This is a genomic window from Mycolicibacterium wolinskyi str. Jessa 2025 (assembly GCF_049241375.1).
Classification (GTDB): Bacteria; Actinomycetota; Actinomycetes; order Mycobacteriales; family Mycobacteriaceae; genus Mycobacterium; species Mycobacterium wolinskyi.
In genome coordinates this window covers 2,319,484-2,344,525 of the sequence record NZ_CP185960.1, presented here as the reverse complement: position 1 = coordinate 2,344,525, position 25,042 = coordinate 2,319,484, and the positions used below count along the sequence as shown (strand labels likewise).

The 25,042-nt window shown below is 66.0% G+C and carries 25 protein-coding genes and 2 tRNA genes; 9 read left to right on the top strand and 18 right to left on the bottom strand.

Going from position 1 to position 25,042, the window contains the following annotated elements:
• Nucleotides 1-6 precede the first annotated feature (6 nt).
• The 8 genes from ACOI2T_RS11675 to ACOI2T_RS11640 all read right to left on the bottom strand — a co-directional run bounded on the left by ACOI2T_RS11675 (nucleotide 7) and on the right by ACOI2T_RS11640 (nucleotide 9,456).
• On the bottom strand, nucleotides 7-1,209 hold the full coding sequence (locus tag ACOI2T_RS11675) for a dihydrolipoamide acetyltransferase family protein (protein ID WP_409501326.1): 1,203 nt from the start codon (nucleotides 1,207-1,209) through the stop codon (nucleotides 7-9).
• Nucleotides 1,206-2,264 carry an alpha-ketoacid dehydrogenase subunit beta gene (locus ACOI2T_RS11670; protein WP_409501325.1) on the bottom strand — a complete coding sequence of 353 codons (1,059 nt, stop codon included), beginning with the start codon at nucleotides 2,262-2,264 and terminating at the stop codon, nucleotides 1,206-1,208. The genes ACOI2T_RS11675 and ACOI2T_RS11670 overlap by 4 nt, the downstream gene beginning before the upstream one ends.
• Nucleotides 2,265-3,353, bottom strand: coding sequence for a pyruvate dehydrogenase (acetyl-transferring) E1 component subunit alpha (gene pdhA, locus ACOI2T_RS11665; RefSeq protein ID WP_409501324.1), 1,089 nt, complete (start codon nucleotides 3,351-3,353; stop codon nucleotides 2,265-2,267). It abuts the gene before it with no gap.
• A 97-nt stretch (nucleotides 3,354-3,450) separates the two neighbouring features.
• Complete coding sequence (locus ACOI2T_RS11660; RefSeq protein WP_409501323.1) at nucleotides 3,451-4,269, bottom strand: HpcH/HpaI aldolase/citrate lyase family protein; 819 nt, start codon at nucleotides 4,267-4,269, stop codon at nucleotides 3,451-3,453.
• Entirely contained in the window at nucleotides 4,269-4,757 is a 489-nt protein-coding gene (locus ACOI2T_RS11655; RefSeq protein WP_409501322.1) for a MaoC family dehydratase, read from the bottom strand. Before ACOI2T_RS11655 ends, ACOI2T_RS11660 begins: the two co-directional genes overlap by 1 nt.
• Nucleotides 4,754-5,917, bottom strand: a complete 1,164-nt coding sequence (locus tag ACOI2T_RS11650; protein WP_409501321.1) for an acyl-CoA dehydrogenase family protein — start codon at nucleotides 5,915-5,917, stop codon at nucleotides 4,754-4,756. Before ACOI2T_RS11650 ends, ACOI2T_RS11655 begins: the two co-directional genes overlap by 4 nt.
• Nucleotides 5,914-7,911 carry an acetyl-CoA carboxylase biotin carboxylase subunit gene (locus ACOI2T_RS11645; protein ID WP_409501320.1) on the bottom strand — a complete coding sequence of 666 codons (1,998 nt, stop codon included), beginning with the start codon at nucleotides 7,909-7,911 and terminating at the stop codon, nucleotides 5,914-5,916. Before ACOI2T_RS11645 ends, ACOI2T_RS11650 begins: the two co-directional genes overlap by 4 nt.
• A 3-nt stretch (nucleotides 7,912-7,914) precedes the next feature.
• Entirely contained in the window at nucleotides 7,915-9,456 is a 1,542-nt protein-coding gene (locus tag ACOI2T_RS11640) for a carboxyl transferase domain-containing protein (RefSeq protein ID WP_409501319.1), read from the bottom strand.
• A gap of 81 nt (nucleotides 9,457-9,537) precedes the next feature.
• Between ACOI2T_RS11640 and ACOI2T_RS11635 the strand changes: the two genes are divergently transcribed.
• Nucleotides 9,538-10,134: an SACE_7040 family transcriptional regulator gene (locus tag ACOI2T_RS11635; RefSeq protein WP_409501318.1), complete on the top strand. Its 597-nt coding sequence runs from the start codon at nucleotides 9,538-9,540 to the stop codon at nucleotides 10,132-10,134.
• Here ACOI2T_RS11635 and ACOI2T_RS11630 read toward each other — a convergent pair.
• Complete coding sequence (locus tag ACOI2T_RS11630) at nucleotides 10,131-11,999, bottom strand: S9 family peptidase (RefSeq protein WP_234790801.1); 1,869 nt, start codon at nucleotides 11,997-11,999, stop codon at nucleotides 10,131-10,133. The two genes, ACOI2T_RS11635 and ACOI2T_RS11630, sit on opposite strands and share 4 nt — an antisense overlap.
• Before the next feature lie 104 nt (nucleotides 12,000-12,103).
• Between ACOI2T_RS11630 and ACOI2T_RS11625 the strand changes: the two genes are divergently transcribed.
• Nucleotides 12,104-12,859 carry an MmpS family transport accessory protein gene (locus tag ACOI2T_RS11625; RefSeq protein WP_409501317.1) on the top strand — a complete coding sequence of 252 codons (756 nt, stop codon included), beginning with the start codon at nucleotides 12,104-12,106 and terminating at the stop codon, nucleotides 12,857-12,859.
• On the opposite strand, the gene ACOI2T_RS11620 is transcribed toward ACOI2T_RS11625, so the two are convergent.
• The gene (locus ACOI2T_RS11620; protein ID WP_409501316.1) at nucleotides 12,856-14,160 is read right to left on the bottom strand and encodes an MFS transporter; all 1,305 of its coding nucleotides are present in this window, start codon (nucleotides 14,158-14,160) and stop codon (nucleotides 12,856-12,858) included. The two genes, ACOI2T_RS11625 and ACOI2T_RS11620, sit on opposite strands and share 4 nt — an antisense overlap.
• A 32-nt stretch (nucleotides 14,161-14,192) precedes the next feature.
• On the opposite strand from ACOI2T_RS11620, the gene cmrA reads away from it, so the two are divergent.
• Nucleotides 14,193-14,999, top strand: coding sequence for a mycolate reductase (gene cmrA / locus ACOI2T_RS11615; protein ID WP_409501315.1), 807 nt, complete (start codon nucleotides 14,193-14,195; stop codon nucleotides 14,997-14,999).
• A 77-nt stretch (nucleotides 15,000-15,076) separates the two neighbouring features.
• Here cmrA and ACOI2T_RS11610 read toward each other — a convergent pair whose 3' ends face one another.
• Entirely contained in the window at nucleotides 15,077-16,654 is a 1,578-nt protein-coding gene (locus tag ACOI2T_RS11610) for a helicase HerA-like domain-containing protein (protein WP_085143849.1), read from the bottom strand.
• A 103-nt stretch (nucleotides 16,655-16,757) separates the two neighbouring features.
• Between ACOI2T_RS11610 and orn the strand changes: the two genes are divergently transcribed.
• Nucleotides 16,758-17,405 carry an oligoribonuclease gene (gene orn, locus ACOI2T_RS11605; RefSeq protein WP_067847948.1) on the top strand — a complete coding sequence of 216 codons (648 nt, stop codon included), beginning with the start codon at nucleotides 16,758-16,760 and terminating at the stop codon, nucleotides 17,403-17,405.
• 41 nt (nucleotides 17,406-17,446) lie between these two features.
• Nucleotides 17,447-17,522, top strand: a tRNA-His gene (locus ACOI2T_RS11600).
• Nucleotides 17,523-17,651: 129 nt separating this feature from the next.
• On the opposite strand, the gene ACOI2T_RS11595 is transcribed toward ACOI2T_RS11600, so the two are convergent.
• Genes ACOI2T_RS11595 through ACOI2T_RS11585 form a run of 3 tightly spaced genes read right to left on the bottom strand, consistent with a single transcriptional unit; the run spans nucleotide 17,652 to nucleotide 19,490 of the window.
• A complete protein-coding gene (locus ACOI2T_RS11595) occupies nucleotides 17,652-18,149 on the bottom strand; it encodes a hypothetical protein (protein WP_409501314.1) in 498 nt (165 codons plus the stop codon).
• Nucleotides 18,133-19,218 (bottom strand): hypothetical protein, encoded by a 1,086-nt coding sequence (locus tag ACOI2T_RS11590; RefSeq protein WP_409501313.1) that lies wholly within the window; start codon nucleotides 19,216-19,218, stop codon nucleotides 18,133-18,135. Before ACOI2T_RS11590 ends, ACOI2T_RS11595 begins: the two co-directional genes overlap by 17 nt.
• Entirely contained in the window at nucleotides 19,215-19,490 is a 276-nt protein-coding gene (locus ACOI2T_RS11585; RefSeq protein WP_409501312.1) for a hypothetical protein, read from the bottom strand. The genes ACOI2T_RS11590 and ACOI2T_RS11585 overlap by 4 nt, the downstream gene beginning before the upstream one ends.
• A gap of 205 nt (nucleotides 19,491-19,695) precedes the next feature.
• Here ACOI2T_RS11585 and ACOI2T_RS11580 point away from each other — a divergent pair, with 205 nt between their 5' ends.
• The gene (locus tag ACOI2T_RS11580; RefSeq protein ID WP_409501311.1) at nucleotides 19,696-20,319 is read left to right on the top strand and encodes a maleylpyruvate isomerase family mycothiol-dependent enzyme; all 624 of its coding nucleotides are present in this window, start codon (nucleotides 19,696-19,698) and stop codon (nucleotides 20,317-20,319) included.
• Nucleotides 20,320-20,388: 69 nt separating this feature from the next.
• On the opposite strand, the gene ACOI2T_RS11575 is transcribed toward ACOI2T_RS11580, so the two are convergent.
• On the bottom strand, nucleotides 20,389-21,159 hold the full coding sequence (locus ACOI2T_RS11575) for an SDR family oxidoreductase (RefSeq protein WP_409501310.1): 771 nt from the start codon (nucleotides 21,157-21,159) through the stop codon (nucleotides 20,389-20,391).
• Nucleotides 21,160-21,304: 145 nt separating this feature from the next.
• Between ACOI2T_RS11575 and ACOI2T_RS11570 the strand changes: the two genes are divergently transcribed.
• Nucleotides 21,305-21,991, top strand: a complete 687-nt coding sequence (locus ACOI2T_RS11570; protein ID WP_067847572.1) for a DUF899 domain-containing protein — start codon at nucleotides 21,305-21,307, stop codon at nucleotides 21,989-21,991.
• Complete coding sequence (locus ACOI2T_RS11565) at nucleotides 21,988-22,455, top strand: SRPBCC family protein (protein WP_067847575.1); 468 nt, start codon at nucleotides 21,988-21,990, stop codon at nucleotides 22,453-22,455. Before ACOI2T_RS11570 ends, ACOI2T_RS11565 begins: the two co-directional genes overlap by 4 nt.
• 3 nt (nucleotides 22,456-22,458) lie before the next feature.
• Here the strand turns inward: ACOI2T_RS11565 and ACOI2T_RS11560 are convergent, their stop codons facing one another.
• Nucleotides 22,459-22,821 (bottom strand): nuclear transport factor 2 family protein, encoded by a 363-nt coding sequence (locus tag ACOI2T_RS11560; protein ID WP_409501309.1) that lies wholly within the window; start codon nucleotides 22,819-22,821, stop codon nucleotides 22,459-22,461.
• Nucleotides 22,822-22,917: 96 nt separating this feature from the next.
• Entirely contained in the window at nucleotides 22,918-24,138 is a 1,221-nt protein-coding gene (locus ACOI2T_RS11555; protein WP_409501308.1) for a L,D-transpeptidase, read from the bottom strand.
• A 156-nt stretch (nucleotides 24,139-24,294) separates the two neighbouring features.
• On the opposite strand from ACOI2T_RS11555, the gene ACOI2T_RS11550 reads away from it, so the two are divergent.
• Nucleotides 24,295-24,370 (top strand) — tRNA-Lys (locus ACOI2T_RS11550).
• A 68-nt stretch (nucleotides 24,371-24,438) separates the two neighbouring features.
• On the opposite strand, the gene ACOI2T_RS11545 is transcribed toward ACOI2T_RS11550, so the two are convergent.
• On the bottom strand, nucleotides 24,439-24,600 hold the full coding sequence (locus ACOI2T_RS11545; RefSeq protein ID WP_110774982.1) for a hypothetical protein: 162 nt from the start codon (nucleotides 24,598-24,600) through the stop codon (nucleotides 24,439-24,441).
• Nucleotides 24,601-25,042 lie beyond the last annotated feature (442 nt).

Below are 25,042 nucleotides of genomic sequence, written 5' to 3'. Positions count from 1 at the left end.
ACCTCACTACAGCTCGAGTAGCGCCAGTTCCGGTTCTTCGATCAACTGCCGCAACTCGCGCAAGAACGCACCCACTTGCGCGCCGTCGGCGATGCGATGGTCGAACGCACAGGTCAATGACATCGTCGGACGCGCAACCACCGCCCCGTCGCTGACGACCGGCCGCGGTTTCAGCGACCCCATTCCGAGGATCGCGGCCTCCGGGTAGTTGATCACCGGCACCCCGTCGTCCATTCCCAGCGCGCCGAAGTTCGACACCGTGAAGGTGGATCCGGTCAGCTCGGGCGGCTTGAGTGTGCCGGCCCGGGCGCTCTCCACCAGTCGCGCGACCACGCCGGCGAGCTCCCGCGTGGTGAGCCGGTCCGCGTCGCGCACGACGGGTACCAGCAGGCCGCGCGGTGCGGCCACGCCGAACCCCAGGTGCACCGAGGGGTGCCGATGAATCTGCGGGCCACCGGTGGTCTCCACCCAGGTCGAGTTCAAGATCGGATGATGGTGCAGCGCGATGGTGAGCAACCGCAGCGTGAGCACAAACGGCGTGACCGGCAACTCGGCATCGGTGGCCCGGATCGAATCCCGGAGCCGCAGGAGCGCCGCGCCGTCCACGTCGACCCGGGCATGGGCGTCAGGAATCTCGTGCCGGGACAACGCCATTCGGCGCGCCATCTCCGCCTGCACCCCACTGACAGCACGCAGTTCCGAGCTGCCCGCGGCGGCGAGCACATCATCGCGTGTGACGATGCCTTCTGGACCGGATCCCGGGCTCAGGGCATCCAGGTCGACGTGCAGTTCGGCGGCCAGTTTACGTACCGGTGGCTTGGCTCTGGCACGCACGGTCGGTGGCGTGGACGGCGCCGTCGCGCGGCGGCTGACGTCCATGGCGTCGTCGGTGCCGTAGCCGACGAGCACCGGTTTGCGGTGCGTGCCAGTGCCATTCGTGGCCGCAGGTACCGGACTTGCCGAGCTTTCAACGGTGCCGATGCGCACCAGCAGCGAGCCGACGGCGAGCGTCTCGCCGGCCGCACCGCCGAGTTCGAGTACCTGCCCGGCGTATGGGCTCGGAATCTCGACCTCGGCCTTGTTGGTCTCGACCGTGCACAGCGTCTGGTTCAGCTCGACGGTGTCACCGACCGCTACGTTCCAGCTCGTGATGGTGGCGTCCTGGAGTCCCTCGCCGAGGTCGGGAACCAGGAACTCCTTGGCGCTCACGGCTGCCCCATGGCGCGCTCGACACAGTCGAGGAGCCGGTCGACGCCGGGTAGCCACACTTTCTCCAGCCTGGCCGGCGGATACGGGGTGTCAAAACCGGTGGCGCGCAACACCGGAGCTTCCAGATCGTAGAACAGCTCCTCGGAGATCCGTGCGGCCAGTTCGGCGCCGAAGCCCAGCGTCCGCGGGCCTTCGTGCATCACGACGGCGCGGCCGGTGCGACGAATCGAATCGGCGACCGTGTCGAAATCGAGCGGGTTGAGCGAGCGCAGGTCGACGACCTCCATACTCCAGCCACGTTCGGCGGCCAGCTCCGCCGCGTTGAGCGCAGTCGCGACCAGCCCGCCGTAGGTGAGCACCGTGACATCGGTGCCGGTGCGCCGCACCGCTGCCCGCCCGATCGGCAGACCCGGCGTATCGGTGTCGACGGGTTCCTTGGCCCAGTAGCGACGCTTGGGCTCCAGGAACATCACCGGGTCCGGGCTGGTGATCGACTGTCTCAGCAGCCAGTACGCGTCGCTCGGCGTCGAGGGCACCACGACTTTGAGACCCGCGGTGTGCAGCCAATAACTTTCGGTGGATTCGGAGTGATGTTCGACCGCACCGATCCCGCCGAACGACGGGATTCGCACGGTCACCGGCATGTCGACATCGCCGTGGGTTCGCATGCGGTACTTGGCCAGATGGCTGGCGATCTGGTCGAACGCCGGGTAGCTGAACCCGTCGAACTGGATCTCGGGAACGGGAATGAAGCCCCGTATCGCGAATCCGACCGCGATCCCGATGATCGCTGATTCCGCCAGCGGAGTGTCGAAACACCGTTCGGTGCCGAAGGTTTCGGTGAGGCCGTCGGTGACCCGGAAGACCCCGCCGAGCGTGGCGACATCCTCACCGAACACCAGCACGCGGTCGTCGGCGGCCATCGCGTCGTGCAGGGCCTGGTTGATCGCCTGCACCATGGTCAGCTCGCGCGCAACCGGCACCTGCGTCAGGATCGGACCCCACGGCTCGGGCGAATCACCTTGAGCGGCAGGCCGGTCGATGATCTGGGTCATTTATGCCTCCTTCGCCAGTTCCGCGAGCAGCTGATCGCGTTGCCGCGCCAGATCCGGGGTGATCTCGGCGTAGACGCTGTCGAACATCTCGGCGGGGTCGAAGTCGGGCGCTCCGGCGATTGCCTCGCGCAGGTCCGCGCACAGCCGCGCCGATCGCGCCGCCACCCGCTCCTGCAGTCGCTCCGACCAGACGCCGACAGACTCCAGATACGTTCGGTACCGCGCTATCGGATCGCGGGCTCGCCACTCGTCGACCTCGTCGGCCGAGCGGTAGCGCGTCGGATCGTCGGACGTGGTGTGCGGTCCCATCCGGTAGGTGATCGCCTCGATCAGGGTCGGCCCGCCGCCGTGGCGGGCTCGCTCGGCGGCCTCGGCCATCACGGCATAGCAGGCCAGTACGTCGTTACCGTCGACCCGGATGCCGGGCATGCCGTAGCCGATGGCGCGGTGTGCGATCGAAGGTCCGGCTTGTTGCCGGCTGACGGGCACCGAGATGGCCCACTGGTTGTTCTGCACGAAGAACACGCACGGCGCGCCGAACACCGATGCGAGGTTCAGCGCCTCATGGGCGTCACCCTCGCTGGTGGCCCCGTCACCGAGGAACGCGACCGTCACGGAATCCTCACCGAGGCGTTGCGCGGCCATCGCCGCGCCGACCGCGTGCAGTCCGTGGGTCCCGATGGGGATGGCGATCGGTGCGACACACTTGCTGGTGAACTCGAGGCCGCCGTGCCATTTGCCGCGCCACACCGCGCCCATCTGGCCCGGGGTGATGCCGCGCAGGAGGAACGCGCCGATCTCGCGGTATTGCGGAAACAGCCAATCGGTTTTGCGCAGACATGCGGCCGCACCGATCTGGGCGGCCTCCTGCCCTCGGCACGACGCGAACAGCGCGAGCTCACCCTGGCGTTGCAGGTTGACGAACTCGGAGTCGAGGTCGCGCGTGACGACCATCGACTCGTAGAGCCACGCGAGAGTTTCGGGAGGTAGCTCGCGGCTGTAGCGAGCCTCCGTGGTGGGTGATCCGTCGGCATCGACAAGCCGCACCGGATCCAGCTCGAGCTCAACAGGCTCAACACCGATGGCCATACCGCCTCCTTGTCGGTGACGGCATGTTGCGCCGTCATTCCGTGAGGTGCTCAGCGCAGCGGCGGTACGAGCAAAACCCCTGGTGAGGGGCCGCCGGCTAGTCGCCTGGGTGTGGCGCTAGCTGGACAATCCGCTCGGCACGTCGCAGCACTGGGGCATCCACCATTATGCCCCCGAACTGGAACACGCCCCGCTGAACGCGCGCTTCGGCGAGTACGTGTCGCGCCCATTCGGCCTGCTCAGCCGTCGGCTCGTACGCCGCCCGGATGACCGAGACCTGGGTCGGATGGATGGCCACCTTGGCGTCGAATCCGACCGCGACCGCGTCGTCGGCCTCGGCGCGCAGCCCGTCGAGATCCTTGATGTCGAGGTACACCGAATCGAGCGCCATGCGGCCGTACGCCTTGGCCGCCAGCAGTGTCTGTGACCGCACGTGCTGGGCGACATCGCGGTAGCTGCCGTCGTCACGCCGGTTTGCTGTGCCGCCGGTGACCGCGAACAGGTCCTCGGCGCCCCACATCACCGCGAACGCGTTGTCGGGCTGCACCAGCGGCACGACGTTGAGCGCGGCGAGCGGTGTCTCGATGAGCACGACGACGTCCAGCGGCGCCAGCGCCCGCACTTGGTCGGGGTGCTCGGACTTGGCGAGCATGACCGTCGTGTAGTCGGTGGCTGCGACGGCCTTCAAGTCGAGTTCGTGGTCGGGCGTGCTGGTCGGATTGACCCGCACGACAGTGCGCGACGGGTCGAGCCGGGTTTCGAGCAGCGCCTGCCGCGCGGCCTCCCGGTCCTTGGCCGCGACGCCGTCTTCGAGGTCCAGGATCACCACATCGGCTGCCGCCGCGGCCTTTTCGAACCGCTCCGGCCGGTCGGCCGGGCAGAACAGCCAGCCGGGTCCGGTATTCGCCAGTGCCACTATGCCTCCTCCGCCGGACGCATCCGAACCATGGTTTTGCGCGACGCGGTGGCGACAATGTCACCGTGCTGATTGCGGCCGGTGTGGGCGAAGGTCACGATGCCCTCCCCCGGCCGGCTCTTGGACGCCCGCTTGTCGGTGATCTCGGTTTCGGCGTAGAGCGTGTCACCATGGAAAAGCGGTTTGGGGAACGAGATTTCGGAGAATCCGAGATTGCCGACGATGGTGCCCTGGGTCAGCTGGGCGACCGAAAGCCCGACGAGCGTGGACAGCGTGAACATCGAGTTCACCAGCCGTTGGTTGAACGGCGGCAGCGCGTCGGAGAAGGCCGCGTCGAGGTGCAGCGCCTGAGTGTTCATGGTGAGCGTGGTGAACAGCACGTTGTCGGCTTCGGTGATGGTGCGCCCGGGCCGGTGCAGGTAGCGCACCCCGGTCTCGAATTCCTCGAACCACAGCCCCCGCTGCTCGACGATTCTCGGTTCGGTCACAGGCCCGCCTCCCGCGCGATCAGCATGAGCTGCACTTCCGTTGTGCCTTCCCCGATTTCGAGGATCTTGCTGTCGCGGTAGTGCCGGGCCACCGGGTACTCGTTCATGAAGCCGTAGCCGCCGAAGATCTGGGTGGCGTCACGCGCGTTGTCCATCGCGGCCTCACTGGACACGAGCTTGGCCACCGAGGCCGCCTTCTTGAACGGCTTGCCGGCCAGCATCAGCGCGGCGGCGTCGTAGTAGGCCGCGCGGGCCGTGTGCGCACGTGCCTCCATCCTGGCGATCTTGAAGGCGATCGCCTGGTAGGTGCCGATGGCTGCGCCGAATGCCTGGCGTTCTTTGGCGTAGCGGACACATTCGTCGACACAGCCCTGCGCCACACCGACCGACAGGGCGGCGATCGCGATGCGGCCCTCGTCGAGGATCCGCAGGAAGTTGGCATAGCCGCGGCCGCGTTCCCCGAGCAGGTTCTCGGCGGGCACCCGGACGTCGTCGAAGCTCAGCGGGTGGGTGTCCGAGGCGTTCCAACCGACCTTGTTGTAGGCCGGTTCAGCGGTGAAGCCCTCGATCGGCACGGGCACGAGGATCGACGAGATCTCCTTCTTGCCGTCGGGCTTCTCGCCGGTCACCGCGGTGACCGTGACAAGCTTGGTGATGTCGGTACCCGAGTTGGTGATGAACTGCTTGGAGCCGTTGATCACCCAGTGACCGTCGTCGAGGCGCGCGGTGGTCTTCGTGGCGCCGGCGTCGCTGCCGCCACCGGCCTCGGTGAGGCCGAACGCGCCCAACGCCTTGCCGCTCGCGAGCAGCGGCAGCCACTCCTGCTTCTGTGCGTCATTGCCGAAGCGATACACCGGCATCGCACCGAGCGACACACCGGCCTCCAGCGTGATGGCCACGCTCTGGTCGACCTTGCCGAGTTCCTCCAGCGCGAGGCACAGCGCGAAGTAGTCGCCGCCCATCCCGCCGTATTCTTCGGGGAACGGCAGACCGAACAGACCCATGTCGGCCATGCCCGCCACGACCTCGTACGGGAACGAGTGTTCCTCATCGTGTTTCGCGGCCACGGGTGCGACCACGCTCTGCGCGAAGTCGCGGACGGTTTTGGCCAACTGTTCATAGTGGTCCGGCAGCGAGCCGGTTGACATAAAATCGCTCATGGCTGGTTCTCCTGTGTGCGAGCGGTGATTCGGGCCAACGGCTGACCCACCTTGACCTGGTCGCCGAGGGCGACGAGTAGTTCGGCCACACCGTCGACGGGTGCGGTCAACGCGTGTTCCATCTTCATGGCCTCGACGGTGACGACGACGGTTCCGGCGGCCACCTCGGCACCACTGTCAACCCCCACCGCGACGACCGATCCCGGCATGGGGCTGACGAGTTCGGCGTCGCCGCTGTGTTCGTCGTCGGGGCGAACGGGCGCCTCGCGTACTTCCTCGATGAGGAATGTGCGCCCACCACCGGACAGCCAGATCTGGCCATCGGTCACCGCGACGACGTAGTCGGTGCGGAGCCCGTCCAGCGTCAGGGTCAACCGGCCGTCGCCGAGAGCGGCACTCACCGTGTGGGTTTCGCCGTGTTCGACGGTGACGGTCGCGTGGCCGGGTGTGCCGGTCAGGTACACGTGATCGGTGCGGTCGGCCGCGCGCAGGCGGAAGACCGCGGGTGCGCGTTCGCCTATTCGCCAGCCCGATGGCAGCCGCCAGAGATCGTCGCCTGCCGTTGTCCAGTGCCGAACCCACTTGTAGGCCGCGGCGGCGATGAGTTCCTGATCCCCGGGCGCGGTCCGGCTGAAGTCCGGTGCGCGGCGATCGAGCAGACCGGTGTCGAGCCGCCCGGCCGCAACGTCGGGATCGGCCAGCAGGAACCGCAGGAATTCGGTGTTGGTGGTGATGCCGAGCACCGCGGTGTCGGCGAGCGCCCGGTCGAGCCGCTGCAGCGCGGCCGCTCGGTCGTCGGCGTGGGCGATGACCTTCGACAGCATCGGGTCGTAGTCGCTGCCGATCACCGTGCCCGCCGCGAGCCCGGAATCGACCCGCACCCCGACCCCGGTCGGCTCACCGAGCCCGAGCACCGGCCCTCCGGTCGGCAGGAATCCGTTGGCGGGGTCTTCGGCGTAGACCCTGGCCTCGACGGCGTGACCGGACATGACGATGTCGTCCTGGTCGATCGCGAGTTTGTCGCCGCCGGCGATGCGGATCTGCTGCTCGACCAGGTCGATGCCGGTGACCATCTCGGTCACCGGATGCTCGACCTGCAGGCGGGTGTTCATCTCCATGAAGAAGAACTCATCGGGCCGGTCGGCGGAGACGATGAACTCCACCGTGCCGGCACCCGTGTAGTCGACACTACGCGCGGTGTCGCAGGCCGCGGCGCCGATCCTGGCCCGAGTGGCCGCATCGAGCAGCGGAGAGGGTGCCTCCTCGATGACCTTCTGGTGGCGCCGCTGCAGGCTGCATTCCCGCTCGCCGAGGTGGATCACGTTGCCGTGACCGTCGGCGAGCACCTGGACTTCGATGTGGCGGGGCCGCAACACGAATCGTTCGAGGAACAGCGTGTCGTCGCCGAACGCGGCACCGGCCTCGCGGCGGGCACTGACCAGGGCGGCGGGCAGGTCGGCCGCCCGCTCGACCACCCGCATGCCCTTGCCGCCGCCGCCTGCCGATGGCTTGACGAGCACCGGGTAGCCGACTTCTTCGGCCCCGGCGATCAGATCATCGTCGGTGAGGCCGGGACGTGAGATTCCGGGGACGACGGGCACCCCGAAAGCTGACACGGCGGCCTTGGCCGCGATCTTGTCACCCATCGTCGCGATCGCCGATGCGGGCGGTCCGATGAACACGATGCCGGCGTCCTGCAGTCCGGCCGCGAAATCGGCGTTCTCGGAGAGGAATCCGTACCCGGGATGCACGGCCTGCGCTCCGGTACGGCGGGCGGCGTCGACGACGGCGTCGATCTTGAGATAGCTCTGCCGAGCCGCTGCCGGGCCGATGTTGACCGCGACGTCGGCGGCCGCCACATGGCGCGCACCGGCATCGGCGTCACTGAACACCGCGACCGAACGAATTCCCATGGCGCGCAACGTGCGGATGACCCGAACGGCGATCTCGCCGCGGTTGGCCACCAGGACAGTGTCAAATACCGAAGAACTCATGCCTCACATCCGGAATACGCCGTAGGAGACCGGCTCGAGCGGAGCCTGGCCCACAACCGAAAGAGCCAGCCCGAGCACGGTTCTGGTGTCCGCGGGATCGATCACGCCGTCATCCCAGAGCCGCGCCGTGGAGTAGTACGGGTTTCCCTGGTGTTCGTACTGTGCGCGGATCGGCGCCTTGAACTCCTCGGCCTGCTCGTCGGTCATCTCGCCGCGCACCGTGGCCAGCACCGAAGCGGCCTGCTCACCGCCCATCACCGAGATCCGCGCGTTGGGCCACATCCACAGGAACCGCGGCGAATACGCGCGCCCACACATCGAGTAGTTGCCCGCGCCGTAGGACCCGCCGATGACCACGGTCAGCTTCGGCACCCGCGCACAGGCCACGGCTGTGACCATCTTGGCGCCGTGTTTGGCGATGCCGCCCGCCTCGTAGTCACGGCCGACCATGAAGCCCGAGATGTTCTGCAGGAACAGCAGCGGTGTCTTGCGCTTGTCGCACAGCTCGATGAAATGTGCTCCCTTGAGCGCGGATTCGCCGAACAGCACACCGTTGTTGGCGACGATTCCGACGGGGTGGCCGTGGATGCGGGCGAACCCGGTGACCAGGGTGGCGCCGTATTCGGCCTTGAACTCGTTGAACTGCTCGCCGTCGACGATGCGGATGATGACCTCGTGCACGTCATAGGGCACCCTCGCGTCGACGGGCACGACGTCGTAGAGCTCGGTCTGGTCGGCGACCGCGTCGACCGTCGGCTCGGCGTTCCACGGCGGGGCCTCGGCAGGGCCGAGCGTCGACACGATGTTGCGCACGATGCGCAGTGCGTCGCGATCGTCATGGGCCAGATGGTCGGTCACCCCGGAGGTCTTGGAGTGCAGGTCACCGCCGCCGAGTTCTTCAGCGGTCACCACTTCCCCGGTCGCGGCCTTCACGAGCGGCGGGCCGCCGAGGAAGATCGTGCCCTGGTTGCGCACGATGACCGCTTCGTCGCTCATGGCAGGCACATAGGCGCCGCCCGCGGTGCACGAACCGAGAACGGCGGCGATCTGCGCGATGCCCGCCGCACTCATGGTGGCCTGGTTGTAGAAGATCCGGCCGAAGTGCTCGCGGTCCGGGAACACCTCGTCCTGGCGCGGCAGGAAGGCGCCTCCGGAGTCGACGAGGTAGATGCACGGCAGACGGTTCTGCGCCGCGATCTCTTGTGCGCGCAGGTGCTTCTTGACCGTGATCGGGTAGTAGGTGCCGCCTTTGACGGTCGCATCGTTGGCGACGATCAGACACTCGCGGCCAGACACGCGCCCGATGCCAGCGATCATCCCGGCGCCAGGGCATTCGTCGTCGTACATGCCGTCGGCGGCCAGCGGAGCGATCTCCAGGAACGGGCTGCCCGGGTCGAGCAGCCCGTCGACGCGGTCCCGTGGCAACAACTTGCCCCGGCTGACGTGGCGTTCGCGGGCCCGCTCGGGCCCGCCGAGGGCGGCGGTGGCGAGTTTGGCGCGCAGCTGGGCTACCAACGCCAGATGCTCGTCGCGGTGCGATGACATGCAGCTCCATTTGAGTTAATGGCGACTAACTCGTGGTATGTTAGTCACGATTAACCGAGTTGTCTACCCTCCGGAGACGCCATGTCCGCCAGCGCCGTGACGCGCCGAAGCCAGGCCAAGTCGGATCGCCGCAGCCAGCTGATCACCGCCGCCGAACGCTTGGTGGCCGAACGCGGGTACCTCGCGGTCCGGCTCGAGGACATCGGCGCTGCCGTCGGCGTGAGCGGGCCGGCGATCTACCGGCACTTCCCCAACAAGGAAGCCCTGCTGGTCGAATTGCTCGTGGGTATCAGCACCCGCCTGCTCGCCGGTGCGCGCGACGTCATCGCACGCACCGACGATCCCGCCGAGGCGCTCGACGGCCTGGTCGATTTCCATCTGGATTTCGCCTTCGGGGAATCGGATCTGATCCGCATCCAGGACCGCGACCTCGGCCACCTGCCCGACGCCGCCAAGCGGCAGGTGCGCCGGGCTCAGCGCCAATACGTCGAGATCTGGGTGTCGGTGCTCACCCGACTCAACCGAGACCTGCCCGAAGACGACGCCAGGGTGATGGCACACGCCGCGTTCGGCCTGCTCAACTCCACGCCGCACAGCGTGAGACCCGCTGCGCCCAAAGCACAATCGCGCGAGGTGCTGCGGCGCATGACGATCGCCGCCCTGACCGCGACGGTCTAACCGCTGAACGCCTTGGTGAGCCAACGCGCCATGGCGTCGACGAGGATTGCCCGGTTCTCGCGCTTGATGATCTCGTGGCCGTCGTCTTCGAACACCAGCATCTCGACATCGCGGCCGAGCGCACGCAGCGCGTCATACATCTGCTGCGATTCGCTCGGCGGCACGTTGGTGTCGTTGGCACCGTGTACCAGCAGCAGTGGCGCGGTCAGCGCATGCGCCCGCAACAACGGCGAAAGCCGCTCCAGCAGTTCGCGATCGGCGATGGGATGCCCGTACTTCGGGTAGGCCGCGGCGGCGATCCAGGGTTCGGTGTTGCGGTAGAACGTATTCAGATCGCTCATGCCGCAGATGCTGATCCCCGCGGCGAACAGCTCGGGGTGGAACGTCAACGCCGCCTGGGTCAGATATCCGCCGTAGGACCAACCGCTGCAGGCGATGCGATCGGCGCGCGCGAGGCCCCGCTCGACGAGATAGTGCACGCAGTCCGCGACATCGTCGATCGCCGCGAAGCGCAGTTCCTTGTCGTCGGCGTGCATGAAAGCCCGGCCGAATCCCCCGGATCCACGCACGTTCGGGGTCAGCACCGTGATACCGGCATCCAGTAGCTTCGGGTAGAACTCGTTGTAGTCGGGCCGGGACTGGCCTTCCGGTCCGCCGTGCAGGAAGATCATCGCCCCGATGGGCTCGACGTCCGGCTCGTAGAGCCACGCGTTGAGTTCCAGCCCGTCGCGCGCGGTGATCCGCGCCAAAGTCGGTGTGCCGGTGAGTGGTCCGTGGCTCGGTTCCCGGTCGATCCGTTCCCACTCGCGCGTGCGCGGATCGACCAGTTCGACCGTCGGCGGCAGCGACGGGCCCTGAACGGTCAGCGCCACCATGGAGCCGCCGGCACTGATGCTCAGCTCACTGGCCACCATCCCGGGAAGCGGAATCGGTTCGGACAGTGTCTCATCGGCGTACTGCAAGATCTGCAACTCGCTGCAGCCGTCGATGTTCCACAACAGTGCGACGGTGGACAGATCGTCGCTCACGACGAACTCGTCGAGTTCGTACCCAGGACGCTCGGCCACCACGTGGTAGGACACACCGTCGGCGGTGACCGTGACTTCGAGCAGCCGCGCATGGCTTGCCCCGTTCTCGCTGCGGATCAATGCCCGGACATAGCCATCGGTGCTGCCGGCGCCATACATCTTGGCGGGCTCGATCAGCGTGGTCGCATCGCCTTCGAAACCGCTGCGCAACCGCCGCGGCTGGTGGTCGTCCAGGATAACGCCGACATCGGTCGTGGAGCCCGGGTCGTATGGCAGCAGCGCCATCTCCGTCTGGCCCCACAACATGATCAGCTCGCGATAGCCGCGCGGGCCGACGCGCACGAGCGAGGCACCCGCCCAGGAGTCGACCAGCCGGCCGCCCGACCGGCGGTCGAGGACAACGACGTTGCCGGTCGCCGGGTCGATCAGACACGAGCTGCCGACACCGTCGTCACCGGTCAGGATCGCGGCCACCTGCATGCCGTCCCACCCGATCAGCTCCGCCGTGCCCTCGGCGGCGTCGGCCGGCCATGAGTCGATGCGACGTGCGTCACGATCATCGGGATCGGTGGTGACGACCCAGATCTGGCTACGGGTACCGCCCTCCGGGGACACCTCGCACGCGAGCCAATGGCCATCGGCAGAGTGGATCACCCGCGTGACCGCGCCGACCACGGGCAGTTCCACGTCCCGCGACGAACTCGCCCGCCAGCCGCGCAGGAACCGCTGAACGGCGCGTGGATAGCCACCGTCGTCGACCAGGTGCGCGAACGCCGTCGCATCCGGTGACAGCGATGCGCCGTAATTCACCCGCACGTGCCGATTCGCCGAGGCCACTAGCCTCCCTCCGTCCTGTGTCACCCCATGGAAGGGTATCGAGACCCACCTCGGTCGCAGCGCACTGAGCACCCGCACAGGTACCCTGCAGCCATGAGGTGGGCATGACTGATTCACCACGCCGTGACGGGTCCGAACCGACCCAACAGCTCGGTTCCGGCTATCCCGTGGACTATCCGGATCCGGCGTATGCGAACCAGCCGCCGTACAACGGCGTCTACCCCGCTGCGCCGAATACCACCCGTCAGCTCCCGTCGTACCCGCCCTACGGCTACGACCCGTACGCCACCGGTCAGTACGGCGCGGGGTATCCGCCACCCGGTGAGCCGCCGCAGCAGCAGGAGCCCGACGGTCGCGAACCCCGCATGTGGTTGTGGGTGCTGGCCGCGCTCGCGGTACTGATCGTGGTCGGTTTGGTCATCGCCCTCGTGATCGCGAACGGTTCGCGGCAGGAGACCGTCGTCGCACCGCCGATCGCCCCGGAACCGAGCTTCAGCACCCCGAGCACCACTCCGACGACGACATCGCGCGCCCCACGGCCGATACCCGTCCCACCGCCCACCACCCCGCCCACCGGCACGACGACACCTGGAGCGACCGAGACGGTCACGTATGAGGTCGCCGGCGAAGGCCGGGCGATCAACATCACCTACCTGGACACCGGCAACATGTTCCAGACGGAGTTCAACGTGTTGCTGCCCTGGAGCAAAACCGTCGAGCTCGCCGAGCCTGCCGGTGAAACCGCCAGTGTGAGCGTGCTCAACTTCGGCCCCGAGGTGTCGTGCACCGTCTCGGTCAACGGAGTCCAGACGCAGCATCGCACCGGGTCGGGCCTGACGATCTGCGTGGGCTCGGGCTAGCGGGTACGGGATTCGGCGCCCGCGCGGGCGGGCGTACGCACCGCGAGCATGCCGGCCAGGCCCGCCGCGAGCACCACGATGATGCCGCCCAAGCCGGCCCGGTCCGTGCCGAAGATGTCGATGAACATGAAGAACAGCCACGGCGCCAGGAACGACGCCGCGCGGCCCACGGTCGTGTAGAGACCGAACGCCACGCCCTCTTTGCCTTCGATCGACATGCGCAACATCAGGTTGCGTGCCGCGGACAGCGTCGGCCCGATGAACAGGCACAGCAGCAACCCGCACGCCCAGAAGGCCACCGGCCCGGACAGCGCCATCAGCGTGAGGCCCACCACGATCATGCTGACGAGCGATCCGACGATGACGGGTTTGGAACCGAGCCGATCGTCGAGCAGCCCGCCGGTGACCGCTCCGAGCGCCGCGATCACACAGGCACTGATCCCGAACAGCAGCACGTTCGCGTCCGAGATGCCGTAGACGTTGACGCCGACCACCGCACCGAAGGCGAACACACCGGCCAGCCCGTCGCGGAAAACCGCACTGGCGACCAGGTAATAGACCACGTGGCGGTCGCGCTCCCATTCCCCGCGGACCTCGGTCCACAGCTTGCGGTAGGCGCCAAGGAACCCGACCCGTTCGGGTGGCCCGGCGTCGGTCACCCGCGGCACGACGATGAACAGCGGCAGCGCGAAAAGGGTGAACCACACCGCGACGAGCAACATGACCGCGCGTACGTTCTGCCCGTCCGCCACCGGGATGCCGAGCAGCCCGCGGGTGTCACCGTCACCGGCGATGAACCCGACGTAGGCCAGCAGCAACAGCACGACGCTGCCTGCGTAACCCAATGCCAGGCCGAGCCCGGACACCCGCCCCGATGTCTCCGGGGTGGACAACTGACGCAGCATCGCGTTGTAGGGCACGGTCGCCAGCTCGTTGCACGCCGCCGTGCACGCCAACAACACCAGTCCCGGCAGCAGATAACGGTGGTCGTCGCGGATCAGGCTCATCGCCGCGGTCAACACGACCGCGGCACCGGTCGTCACCGCGAGCACTCGGCGTCGCCGCAGCGGCGAGTCGACCCAGATTCCGGTGACGGGCGCCAGTAACGCCACGACGAGACCTGCGATCGTCATCGCCCGGCCCAGCCAGCTGGCCGGGGTCGTGTCGCCGGGTAGGTCGGCCCCGACGGTCCCCGTCAGGTACACCGCGAACACGAACGTGATGACGACCGCGTTCAGGCCGGTCGCGCCACAGTCCCACAATGCCCATGCGAGCACCCGCGCCCGGCCGGGGTTGGTCATGACCGCCACCCTATGGCTTCTACGATTGCGGGATGCCAGTACCCGCTCCCAATCCGAACGCCCGCGCCGTGGTAACCGGCGCCTCGCAGAACATCGGCGAAGCGTTGGCCACCGAGCTCGCCGCCCGGGGTCACCACCTGATCGTCACCGCGCGGCGCGAGGATGTGCTGACCGCGCTGGCGCAGCGGCTCACCGAGCGCTACGGCGTCACCGTCGAGGTGCGCGCGGTCGACCTGGCCGACCCGACGGCCAGGACCGAACTGTGCGATGAGCTGTCGACTCGCGAGATCTCGATCCTGTGTGCGAACGCGGGCACCGCGACGTTCGGTGCGGTCAAAGACCTCGACCCGGCCGGCGAGAAGGCCCAGGTTCAGCTGAATGTCCTTGGCGTACATGACCTTGTCCTCGCGGTGTTGCCCGGCATGGTGGCCCGCAAGGCCGGCGGCATCCTGATTTCCGGCTCGGCGGCGGGCAATTCGCCGATCCCCAACAACGCCACCTACGCAGCGTCCAAGGCCTTCGCCAACACGTTCAGCGAGTCGCTGCGCGGCGAGCTCAAGCGGGACGGCGTGCACGTCACGCTGCTCGCACCGGGCCCGGTTCGCGAGACGCTGCCCGACGCCTCCGAGCAGTCGCTCGTCGAGAAACTGATCCCGGACTTCCTGTGGATCTCGACCGAGCACACCGCGAAGCTGTCGCTGGATGGCTTGGAACAGAACAAGATGCGCGTGGTGCCCGGGGTGACGTCCAAGGCGATGTCGGTCGCCAGCGGTTACGCGCCGCGGGCCATCGTCACCCCCATCGTCGGCGCCGTCTACAAGAAGCTCGGCGGCGGATAATTCGATTTCGCCGGAACTGCATTCCCGGTCGTCAAACGTCAGCGTCAACGACCGTGAATGCAGTTCCGCGGCAAGGGTCAGCGGCGACGGCGGCCCGTCCCGAAGATACTGCGCGTGATCTCGCGGCCGATGACGGTGCCCGCCGAGCGCATCGCACTCTTGAACGCGGGGCTGGACATCATCTTGTCGAAGAAGCCGGGCTCCTCCGGCTGAGCCGGTGCCGGCATGGGCGCCACGTCACCGGACGCTTCGACACCGGCGAACCCGCCGGCGTCGCCACCCTCGGCGGGCGGCGGGGCCAGCTTGGCGGCCAGCCGCTCGTAGGCCGAATCCCGGTCGACGGTCTGGCCGTACGTGGCCTGCAGTGGGCTCGCCTTGGCCGCGGCCGTGATGGCCTCAGGCCCGATGGTGTCCATCAGCGACCGCGGCGCCCGCATGCGGGTCCAGGCGACCGGCGTCGGCGCACCCTTCTCCGACAACACCGTGACGACGGCCTCACCGATGCCGAGCGACGTCAGCGCCTTCTCCAGGTCGTAGACATCGGTCTTGGGGTAGGTGCGCACCGTCTTGGTGAGTGCCTTCTGATCGTCAGGTGTGAAGGCGCGCAACGCGTGCTGGATCCGCGCCCCCAATTGCGACAGCACTTCGTTCGGCACATCGGTGGGCAGCTGGGTGCAGAAGAACACCCCGACGCCCTTGGAGCGGATCAGCTTGACGGTCTGCTCCACCTGTTCGAGGAATGCCTTCGACGCGTCGTTGAACAACAGGTGGGCTTCGTCGAAGAAGAACACCAGCTTCGGCTTGTCGACGTCACCGACCTCGGGCAGCGTCGTGAACAGATCGGCCAGAACCCACATCAGGAAAGTCGAGAACATCACCGGCCGCGCGGCCTGCGCACCGAGCTCAAGCAGCGTGATGACGCCGCGGCCCTGCGCGTCCACGCGCAGCAGATCCTTCGGTTCCAGTTCCGGCTCACCGAAGAACGTGTCGGCGCCCTCGGCTTCGAGGTTGACGAGCGCGCGCAGGATGACACCGGCGGTCGTCGTCGACACCGCACCCAGTGCCTTGAGTTCGGGCTTGCCCTCGTCGCTGGTGAGGAACTGGATGACCGAGCGCAGATCCTTGATGTCGAGCAGCGGCAGGCCCTTCTGGTCCGCCCAGTGGAAGATCAGGCCCAGCGTTGACTCCTGAGTGGTATTGAGCCCCAACACCTTTGACAGCAGAATCGGGCCGAAGCTGGTGATCGTGGCCCGCACCGGGACCCCGATCCCGCTGGTGCCAAGCGACAGGAACTCGACCGGGAATGCCGTCGGAGCCCAGCTGTCACCGGTGTCTTTGGCGCGCTCATCGATCTTCTCGTTGGTCTCCCCCGGCTTCGACAGGCCCGACAGGTCACCTTTGACGTCGGCCATCAACACCGGGACGCCCGCGGCCGACAGCTGCTCGGCGATCACCTGCAGGGACTTCGTCTTACCGGTACCGGTCGCGCCGGCGATCAGGCCATGCCGGTTGACGGTGGCCAGCGGGATGCGCACCTGGGCGGCCGGGTCGGCGACTCCGTCGACGAGTACGGTGCCCAGCTCCAGTGCCTGGCCTTCGACCGCGTAGCCGGCAGCGATCTGCTGCGCGGGGTTTGCTGTCGATTCGGTCGTCATGCCGCGTCCTCCCGTTTGCGCGATCAAGTCGGCATCTGACACTAGTCGTCAACCGGTGGGTATGGGCGGCTGGTTGGCGGGCGTGGGCATACTGTGGATCTTCGTGCGAGACGAACTGGTGTGGATCGACTGCGAGATGACGGGCCTTGACCTCAAGTCCGATCGTCTCATCGAGATCGCGGTGCTGGTCACCGATGCGGATCTGAACATCCTCGGTGACGGCCTGGACGTGGTGATCCACACTGATGACGAGGCGCTGACCTCGATGATCGACGTCGTCAAGCAGATGCACACCCGATCCGGGCTGATCGAGGAGGTGCGGAAGTCGACCGTCGACCTCGCCACTGCCGAGGAGATGGTCCTCGACTACATCCGCGGCCACGTCAAGCAAGCCAAGACCGCACCCTTGGCCGGCAACTCGATCGCCACCGACCGCGGGTTCATCGCCCGTGACATGGCCAAACTCGACGATTACCTGCACTACCGAATGATCGACGTGAGCTCGATCAAGGAGCTGTGCCGGCGCTGGTACCCACGCATCTACTTCGGCCAGCCCGAAAAAGGCCTCGCCCACCGCGCGCTCGCCGACATCCACGAATCGATCCGCGAACTGAAGTACTACCGCGCGACCGCGTTCGTCCCCCAGCCCGGGCCTTCTACCAGCGAAATCGCCGCAATCGCGAGTGAGCTCGGGCCACGGTCGGCCGACGCGACGGCAACCGATTCGGCTGTAGAGCGTCCGAGCGGTTAGTATCTACGACGCTGCTTGTGCCGATAGGCTTGGTAGCGATGGTGGCTGTAGTTCAGTTGGTAGAGCACCAGGTTGTGATCCTGGCTGTCGCGGGTTCGAGTCCCGTCAGCCACCCCAATAGGTGGGGGCCGTTTTCGGCCCCCACCTTTGTTTTGGTTCGGTCAATGCGTTCCGCTCATGCGCTTGCCACATAGCGCGGCACCTGTGTGATTGCATCCGTACTTTCGGGCGCGATGACAGACAGTGCTACAGCGGGTCTCCGTATTGGCGAGGTTCGTTTGTGACAGGCCCTTGCCCAGGCGGCTCGGACTCCACGGCCGTATCTCCTGCCGACGGTGAATGACGATAGCCATCGGGGATATCTGACGGGTGCTCTACAAGGTCTTCGCTTAGGTCCCCCGACCAACGGATGACGTCTGGCTCTCCAGGCTGACGAGAGAAACGACCCGGCCAATTCTCCTCGAAATCCAACAGGTAGTAGTAGAGCACTGCCTCATCCAGATCGGTCCATGGACCGAGGTCGACGATCGACTCCCTGGTGTCACGTGTCAATCCCCACGTGATGTCGGACGGCGGAGCGTCGTACACCACGTAGAACACCGCCCCCTCGGTCCAAGCGTGCGAGACAAGAACCGTCTGCTGTTCGTGCTTCTGGTTCTCAGAGTCGATGCGGCGCAACAAGTTTCTCAGCACGTCGGAAGCGAACTCGCGCTCCGCGGGGGTGGCCTCAGTTGATCGGGACATTGTTGTTCACCCACGGCGGTGTCAGCGTCCAGCCCGGTTGCACTTCCACGACTCCACTCCCGCCCGCAAGCGGATACATCGTGATCACACCTTTCTGTCCGCCATCTGGTACCACGGGATTTCCTTCGCTGCTATTCACCACGATTCTTATCGTCACGCTCTCACCGGTGTCCTGACAGTCGATCATCCCGAAGGCACCCTTCGTGCAATGGGCACGGTTGATCGGAACGTCGTAGACGAGGGTTCCGTTGTCGTTGCTCACTGGTCGGCTGTGTGAAATTAGGTCTTTGAACACATTAGGGTTGATGATGCCGTGCTTCCAGTACGCCTTATCCCAACCGAATCCCCTTCCCGTAACTGCGTCGTAGTAACCACGCCGCAGGACAACATGGTTGCCGTCAAGGTCGGTGGCGTCGGCGATCACGTCATACATCGGGTATGGCGGGGAATTCAGTGGCGGATTCTCCCTGATTTCGTTATCCACGAGGTGAACTGAGCCGTCGCCGTCGTCTTCACCGTCGAACCGAATACCTTCGAGCTCAGCGGCTTTGGCCTGAAGGCGTCGGCCAACCAACTGGTCTGTGTTGGCAAGTTGCTCGGCGTTCCATCGAATGTTCTCGGCGTGCTCGGTGGCAACGGTCTGCCGGGCCGCCATGGTAGAGACCGTCATTCGCCGCGTGTCGGTCACCGAAAGATCGGCACCGACCCTGAACCCATCCGCCTCGGCTTCAGCGATCGCATCCAGCGCTTTGCGTTGTACGGCCCGGATATCGTGAGCACCGTCCTGTGCGATTCCCGCGGCCTCGCGCAGCACGACGTTTTGGCTTCGAACGACACCGATATCAGAGGCAACGCGGTCCAACGCAGCGTCCTTGGCGTTGCCCTCCCAATCCGTGCCGCCCGGCGAAAGAATGTTCTGGCGGTGTTGCTCAAACACTTCCTCCGATTCGATCGCCCGCTGCCGCCAGCTCGATGCTGCACTATCAAGATCGGACGTGTTCCATTCTTCGATCTCTGTGCGAGAAGGAATTCCTTGAGAGGCAGAGCCAGCGGGCATGTTGACGATCACACGGTTTTCGTGATGGCGTCAGCGCCGACCTCGTCCGCGCTGTCGTAACTATCAGCACCTTCGCGCAGGTCGATGGCCTGCCCGGAAATCCGCCTGATTTGGCGGCGACGGACGGAGGCTACCGCTGCTTCGATAGCGGAGATACCAGCGCTGCTTGGTCGCACCGAGGTGTTTCGGTAGGTAGTGGCGGGCGCTATCGTCGCTGCGTCGATCTCACTGGCGGCTGCCGCCATACGCAGACCATCAACGTTGACTTCGAGCTCGTTTGCCATGCCAATCCCCCAACTGGCCACTCTTTGGACGGCAGCCTACCGGCATTTGCTGTGAACATCCCTCCTCACGGCGTATCGACCGTTTCCTACCTCAACCGGAGACCGACAGCGCCCTTGTTGTTTGCCAGGGACTAGTGCCGTGTCGACCGAATGCGTTGAAACGCCCCGAACTGATGGTCGTTCCACAATCAGGCACACTGACCCCGTGCCATACGAAGTCCGGAGCCTGGCGAGTGCCGAACGCGATGCGTTCGCCGAACTATTGGCCGGGCTTTCGCCGGTGCAGTGGCAGTCCCCCACACTCTGCGGCGAGTGGACCGTGCGGGACGTGGCCGCACACACGATCTCCTACCTGGGGCAGAGTCTCCCCCGGCTGGTGCTGAACATGACCGTGTGCCGGGGCGACGTCGACAAGCTCAACGCCCGCGCCCTCGAGGCACTCTCTGATGTCGACCCCGCACGGCTCGTCGCGCTCATGCGAGACAGTGAGCCGTCCGGGGCGGGCGCGCTCTACGGCGGGCGGGTGGCGGTGATCGAATGCCTGGTCCACCAGCAAGACATCCGGCGTCCGCTCGGCCTCACCCGCACCATCCCGACTGATGCGCTGCGCACATCGTTGACCTACGCCCGGGTCAGCCCGGTGATCGGCGGTGCCCGGCGTACGCGGGGAATGCGGCTGGTCGCCACGGATGTCGATTGGGCCGGCGGACGCGGTGCCGAGATACGGGGATCCGGCGAGGCGCTGCTGCTGGCCATGACGGGGCGGATCGCGGCGGTCGCCGACGAGTTGACCGGCGATGGCGTCGCACGCCTGCAGCCCGAGCGTTGAAACCGACATAAAGGTCGAAATCCGTTGCGAGGATCGACCATTGCGTTGGTCCCGGTGAACGCTCCCCGATTACGACGTCTCGGCCGACGGTTTCTTGATGCGCGGCGCGAGTTGCACGAATTCCGCGACGACACTGGGGTTCTCATGCGCGCTCGTCACCAATGACACCAGCGTGTTGGCGACGTCGTCGAGCGCCGACATCCGTGCGGGCAGCTGGCCGTGCTCGACCCACGATTCGAACAGCTGGGCCAGCAGGTCACGGTCGGCGCCGCGCAGGATCTCGGTGTCGTCGGTGGGTCCGATACCGACGCGCAGGATCGAGAGCTCGGGATGCTCGCTGCGCCACGAGTGCAGAATCTCGTCGAGCGCGGCCTTACTGGCGCTGTACGCGGCCACACCCGCTCGGGGACGGCCGACATCATGGCTCGAGGCGATCAGGACCACGCCGTTGTCGGTCAGGTGCGGCAGCGCGGCACGCAACACGTTGTTGGCGCCGACGGCATTGACACTGAACGCGTGCAGCCATGTCGCGACGTCGGTGTCCTCGATGTACGCGAATGGAACCACCGTGCTCGTGAACACCACCGCGTCCAGACCGCCGAGCGCGTCTGCGGCCGCGCCGACCACCCGATTGATGGCAGCGGCATCCTCGACGTCGAGTTCGAATGCCGAACCTCCGACAGCGTCGGCCAAAGACTTCAGGAGATCGATTCGACGCGCCGCCACCGCGACCTTGGCGCCGCGCTGAGCGGCACTCGTCGCCACCGCATGTCCGATGCCCGACGAAGCCCCGATGACGAGGAGCCGCAATCCTGCGGCGTCGGTGCGTTGGCCGCTCATTCTGGATCCACCTGCTTTCCATTTTCTCGTGAAAGTGTTAGGCCACCCTTCGTGCGTCGGACAGTACCGTGCGCGATGAGTTTCGGTCGCGTGGTGGGTCAGTACAGGGGAACGACAGTTGACTCCGCGGGATGAGGAGGTAGGGATGACGACGGGAATGCCCCCGGTGGTCGACCAGGCGACCTGGCGGGCCGCGCTCGACGAGCTACGCAAGCGCGAGAAGGCCGCCACCCGGGAACTCGATGCGATCGCGGCCGCACGGCGGCGGCTCCCGATGGTGGAACTGCCGGATTACACGCTGATCGGGGCCGACGGGCCCGTGCGGTTGGTCGACGTGTTCGCGGGCCGGTCGCAGCTGATCACCTACCACCACATGTGGACCGACGGCGCCGAATGGCAGTGCGGTGGCTGCACCGGGTTCACATCGCAGTTCACCCGGCTCGATTTCTTGGACAATTACGACGCGCGTTTCGTCGTGGTCACCAACGGTCCGATCGACGAAGCACTGGCCTACCGCGCGAAGGTCGGCAACAAGATGGACTGGTATTCGTCGTCGGAGAGCTCGTTCGGAGCCGACGTCGACGCCCCACCCAATGAGGGCTTCGCGGTGAACGTCTTTCTCAGGGACGGCGGCACCGTGTACCGGACATGGCACACCAACGGCCGCGGCACCGAACAGCTCAGCCACACATTCGCGCTCATCGACCTGCTGCCCTGGGGCCGGCAGGAAGAGTGGCTCGATTCGCCCGAGGGTTGGCCGAAACGACCGACCTATTCGGGCTGGCTCGACAGCCCCGACATCGCCCGCCTTTACGGAGAGGACACCGCATGACCGACACCCGCTACGTCGTCACCCGCACGATCGCCGCACCGCCCAGCGAAGTGTTCGCAGTCCTGGCCGACCCGGCCCGCCACCAGGACACCGAGCCCGGTGATTGGGTGCGCGACGCCATCGACCCGCAACCCATCACCGGGACCGGCCAGATCTTCGCGATCAACATGTTCCTCGACGCGGCCGGTGGGCACTACGTGATGCACAATCTGGTCACCGATTTCGAGAAGGACCGCGCCATCGAGTGGCTGCCCGGTCAACTCGACGAATCGGGCAACCACGATCCCGGCGGCTGGACATGGCGTTACGACCTGTCGCCGAACGACTCGGGCACCGACGTGACCCTCACCTACGATTGGACCAACACGCCACAGAGCTTCGCCGATCAGATCGGTGGCATGCCACCGTTCCCGGAAGAGTTCATCGTTGAATCGCTTGCGGCGCTGGACCGTTCAGTGCGCTAGCGCTCACGTCGGGACCTTGTCGAGGAATCCCAGCACGGTGTCGATCCGGCCGTCACCATCGGTGGTCAGCACATCGAATCCGATCACCAGTGGATCGGCGTCGCGCGGACCGAGGCCCCACTGGAAGCGAACCTGCCGGTGGTGACTGTCGGGTTCACCCACGAGGGTGAACACGAAATCCGGGAACTGCGCATGCACAGCTGCGATGGTCCCGGAGATCTCATCGTGCCCGCTGACCTCGGCCAGCGGATCGACATAGGTGGCGTCCGGTGACCAGTGTTGGTGCAGTAACTGCTTTCGGTCGGTTTCGTCGGTGGCATTCCACGTGTTCAGGTAGGCCGTGACGGTGTCATTGAGTTCGGGCATGTCGCCTCTTTCGCGGTATCGAACTGGTACAGAACCAGATTCGCCGCGATAGGTGCGTGCTGTCGATTACCGCACAGGTAGTTGAACGCGGCCCGATCAGGTGCTGGCGTTACCGGCCCGCCACTGTTCCCATGGGATGTTCCAGTCCCCCAGCCCGTCGGTGCCGGGCAAAACCGTGCCAACGGTGTTGATCACCTCGACGATGTCGCCACGTTTGGTGTTCTCGTAGAACCAACGCGCGTTGGAGGTGCTCACGTTGAGGCATCCGTGGCTGACGTTGCTGTAGCCCTGGCTGCCGACCGACCACGGCGCACCGTGGACGTAGATGCCGCTATAGGACATCTGGGTGGCGTAGTCGACCTCGGTGCGATAACCGTTGGGCGAGTTGACCGGAACGCCATAGGTGGACGAATCCATCACCAGGTGCTCATAGCGGTCGCCGATGATGTAGGTGCCGTTGTTGGTGGGCGTGCTGTTCTTGCCCATCGAGATCGGCATGGTCTTGATGACTTCACCGTTGCGCCGCACGGTCAGCGTCTTGGTGTTGTCATCGGCGGTGGCGATGACCTCGTCACCGATCGTGAAGTGAGTTTCGACGTTGCCCTGGCCGAACAGCCCGTCACCCAGTTCGACGCCGTAGGTGTTCACCGTCACGTCCACGCGCGTGCCGGGCTTCCAGTACTGCGCGGGGCGCCAACGGACTTCGCGATTGTTGAGCCAGTAGAAGGCCCCTTCGACAGCCGGAGTCGTCTTGACGGTGATGGCGCGCTGCGCGGCGACCCGATCGGTGATGTTCTCGTCGAAGCGGATCGCGAGCGGCTGTCCGACGCCGACGACCTCGCCGTCGTTGGGCAACACGTACGGCATGGTGAGGTTCTCGGGCGAGTGCGTCTCGAACGTCAGCCTGCGGTTGGCCACGCCTCCGAGGCCGAGCGAGGACGCGTTGAGCGTGTACTGCTCGTTGTAGTCCAACGGGTCGGTGGTCGACCAGGTCAAACCGTCAGGGCTGACCTTGCCCGCGACGGGGTTACCGTCTTCGTCGGTCATCGACACGGCGCCGAGCACACCGTTCTCCGCGGTGACAGTGACCGGAGATTCGACGGTCACGCCGACCGCCCCATCGGTCACCGACGCGTTCACCCGGGGCACGAGAAGGTCGCCGAACGGCGTGCCCTTGTCCGTGATCACCGGCGGCGGCCCCTCCGGCTCGTCCCGGCCACAGGCCACAAGACCAGCCATCACAGCGGGCACCATGGCGACAATCGCCCACCGGAAGAGATTCCGGTGCGGACGGGCCACCGTCTGCACCTGCCCCATTTTTGCTCCACCCCTCATAACGTTGGCTGTCGATCAACCAATTCTTGGCAATAGTCTAAGGGCTACGGCGACCAGAGTCCGACAACAGCGTCTCTTAACGGCGCGTGGCCAGCGGATTTCACGCTTGGCCACGAGTCCTGTTATTGTCTCACACGCGCGCCGTTAGCTCAGTTGGTAGAGCAGCTGACTCTTAATCAGCGGGTCCGGGGTTCGAAACCCTGACGGCGCACCACATACCGAAGGTCAGGCACGCGATGCCTGGCCTTCGGTGTTTCCGGGCCAGGCACGGCGTCGGCCGGCTCAGCCGGCCCGATAGTGGTCGCCGACGCTCTGTTCGGCTTCTTCCAACAACATCTCCACCGCGCCGGCCAGGTGGGCCGCCGCGTAGCCGCGATCTCGGTACTGCTCGCTCTTGAAGCGGTCGAGTTCCCTACGTAAATCGTTGAGGGTTTCATCGCTCACGTGTGCCATATGACCTCCAGGATCGTGTGAAAGGCGTCTCGCATTGGGTACCCGCTGCGAACGGCCCGTCTACTGCCGGCGAACGTTGAGCCCGGCTTCGCCTGTGGTCGCACCAGTGATGACGGCGGCAAATTCGCAGATCGTTTGCTGCACGGCAAAATCCCCCTAGTCACACGATTCATTCGTGTTGCGGTTCCGATCAGATCTCGGCCCGACTCCCCGACCCAGACCTGATCCCGACCTTAGCTGTACACCTATGGGGTAGCAACCGATCTCGGAATAAGAGCCGTTCATACAATATTCTGCGACGAATCTTAGATTCGCCGCCGCTTCGCCACGTAGCGACGGAAAAGCCGTGCATACCAGACGAACACCGGTTTGCCAATGGATTGATGTCTGTGTCAATAAATTGGTCAAACCGCTTCACCGCAGGCCTGCGGCT

Bases quoted from the DNA above. Each gene is read 5' to 3' on its own strand.
- ACOI2T_RS11670 (WP_409501325.1), bottom strand. From the start codon at position 2,264: ATGACCCAGATCATCGACCGGCCTGCCGCTCAAGGTGATTCGCCCGAG.
- pdhA (WP_409501324.1), bottom strand. From the start codon at position 3,353: ATGGCCATCGGTGTTGAGCCTGTTGAGCTCGAGCTGGATCCGGTGCGG.
- ACOI2T_RS11650 (WP_409501321.1), bottom strand. From the start codon at position 5,917: ATGAGCGATTTTATGTCAACCGGCTCGCTGCCGGACCACTATGAACAG.
- ACOI2T_RS11645 (WP_409501320.1), bottom strand. From the start codon at position 7,911: ATGAGTTCTTCGGTATTTGACACTGTCCTGGTGGCCAACCGCGGCGAG.
- ACOI2T_RS11640 (WP_409501319.1), bottom strand. From the start codon at position 9,456: ATGTCATCGCACCGCGACGAGCATCTGGCGTTGGTAGCCCAGCTGCGC.
- ACOI2T_RS11635 (WP_409501318.1), top strand. From the start codon at position 9,538: ATGTCCGCCAGCGCCGTGACGCGCCGAAGCCAGGCCAAGTCGGATCGC.
- ACOI2T_RS11625 (WP_409501317.1), top strand. From the start codon at position 12,104: ATGACTGATTCACCACGCCGTGACGGGTCCGAACCGACCCAACAGCTC.
- ACOI2T_RS11620 (WP_409501316.1), bottom strand. From the start codon at position 14,160: ATGACCAACCCCGGCCGGGCGCGGGTGCTCGCATGGGCATTGTGGGAC.
- cmrA (WP_409501315.1), top strand. From the start codon at position 14,193: ATGCCAGTACCCGCTCCCAATCCGAACGCCCGCGCCGTGGTAACCGGC.
- ACOI2T_RS11610 (WP_085143849.1), bottom strand. From the start codon at position 16,654: ATGACGACCGAATCGACAGCAAACCCCGCGCAGCAGATCGCTGCCGGC.
- ACOI2T_RS11595 (WP_409501314.1), bottom strand. From the start codon at position 18,149: ATGTCCCGATCAACTGAGGCCACCCCCGCGGAGCGCGAGTTCGCTTCC.
- ACOI2T_RS11585 (WP_409501312.1), bottom strand. From the start codon at position 19,490: ATGGCAAACGAGCTCGAAGTCAACGTTGATGGTCTGCGTATGGCGGCA.
- ACOI2T_RS11575 (WP_409501310.1), bottom strand. From the start codon at position 21,159: ATGAGCGGCCAACGCACCGACGCCGCAGGATTGCGGCTCCTCGTCATC.
- ACOI2T_RS11570 (WP_067847572.1), top strand. From the start codon at position 21,305: ATGACGACGGGAATGCCCCCGGTGGTCGACCAGGCGACCTGGCGGGCC.
- ACOI2T_RS11565 (WP_067847575.1), top strand. From the start codon at position 21,988: ATGACCGACACCCGCTACGTCGTCACCCGCACGATCGCCGCACCGCCC.
- ACOI2T_RS11560 (WP_409501309.1), bottom strand. From the start codon at position 22,821: ATGCCCGAACTCAATGACACCGTCACGGCCTACCTGAACACGTGGAAT.
- ACOI2T_RS11555 (WP_409501308.1), bottom strand. From the start codon at position 24,138: ATGGGGCAGGTGCAGACGGTGGCCCGTCCGCACCGGAATCTCTTCCGG.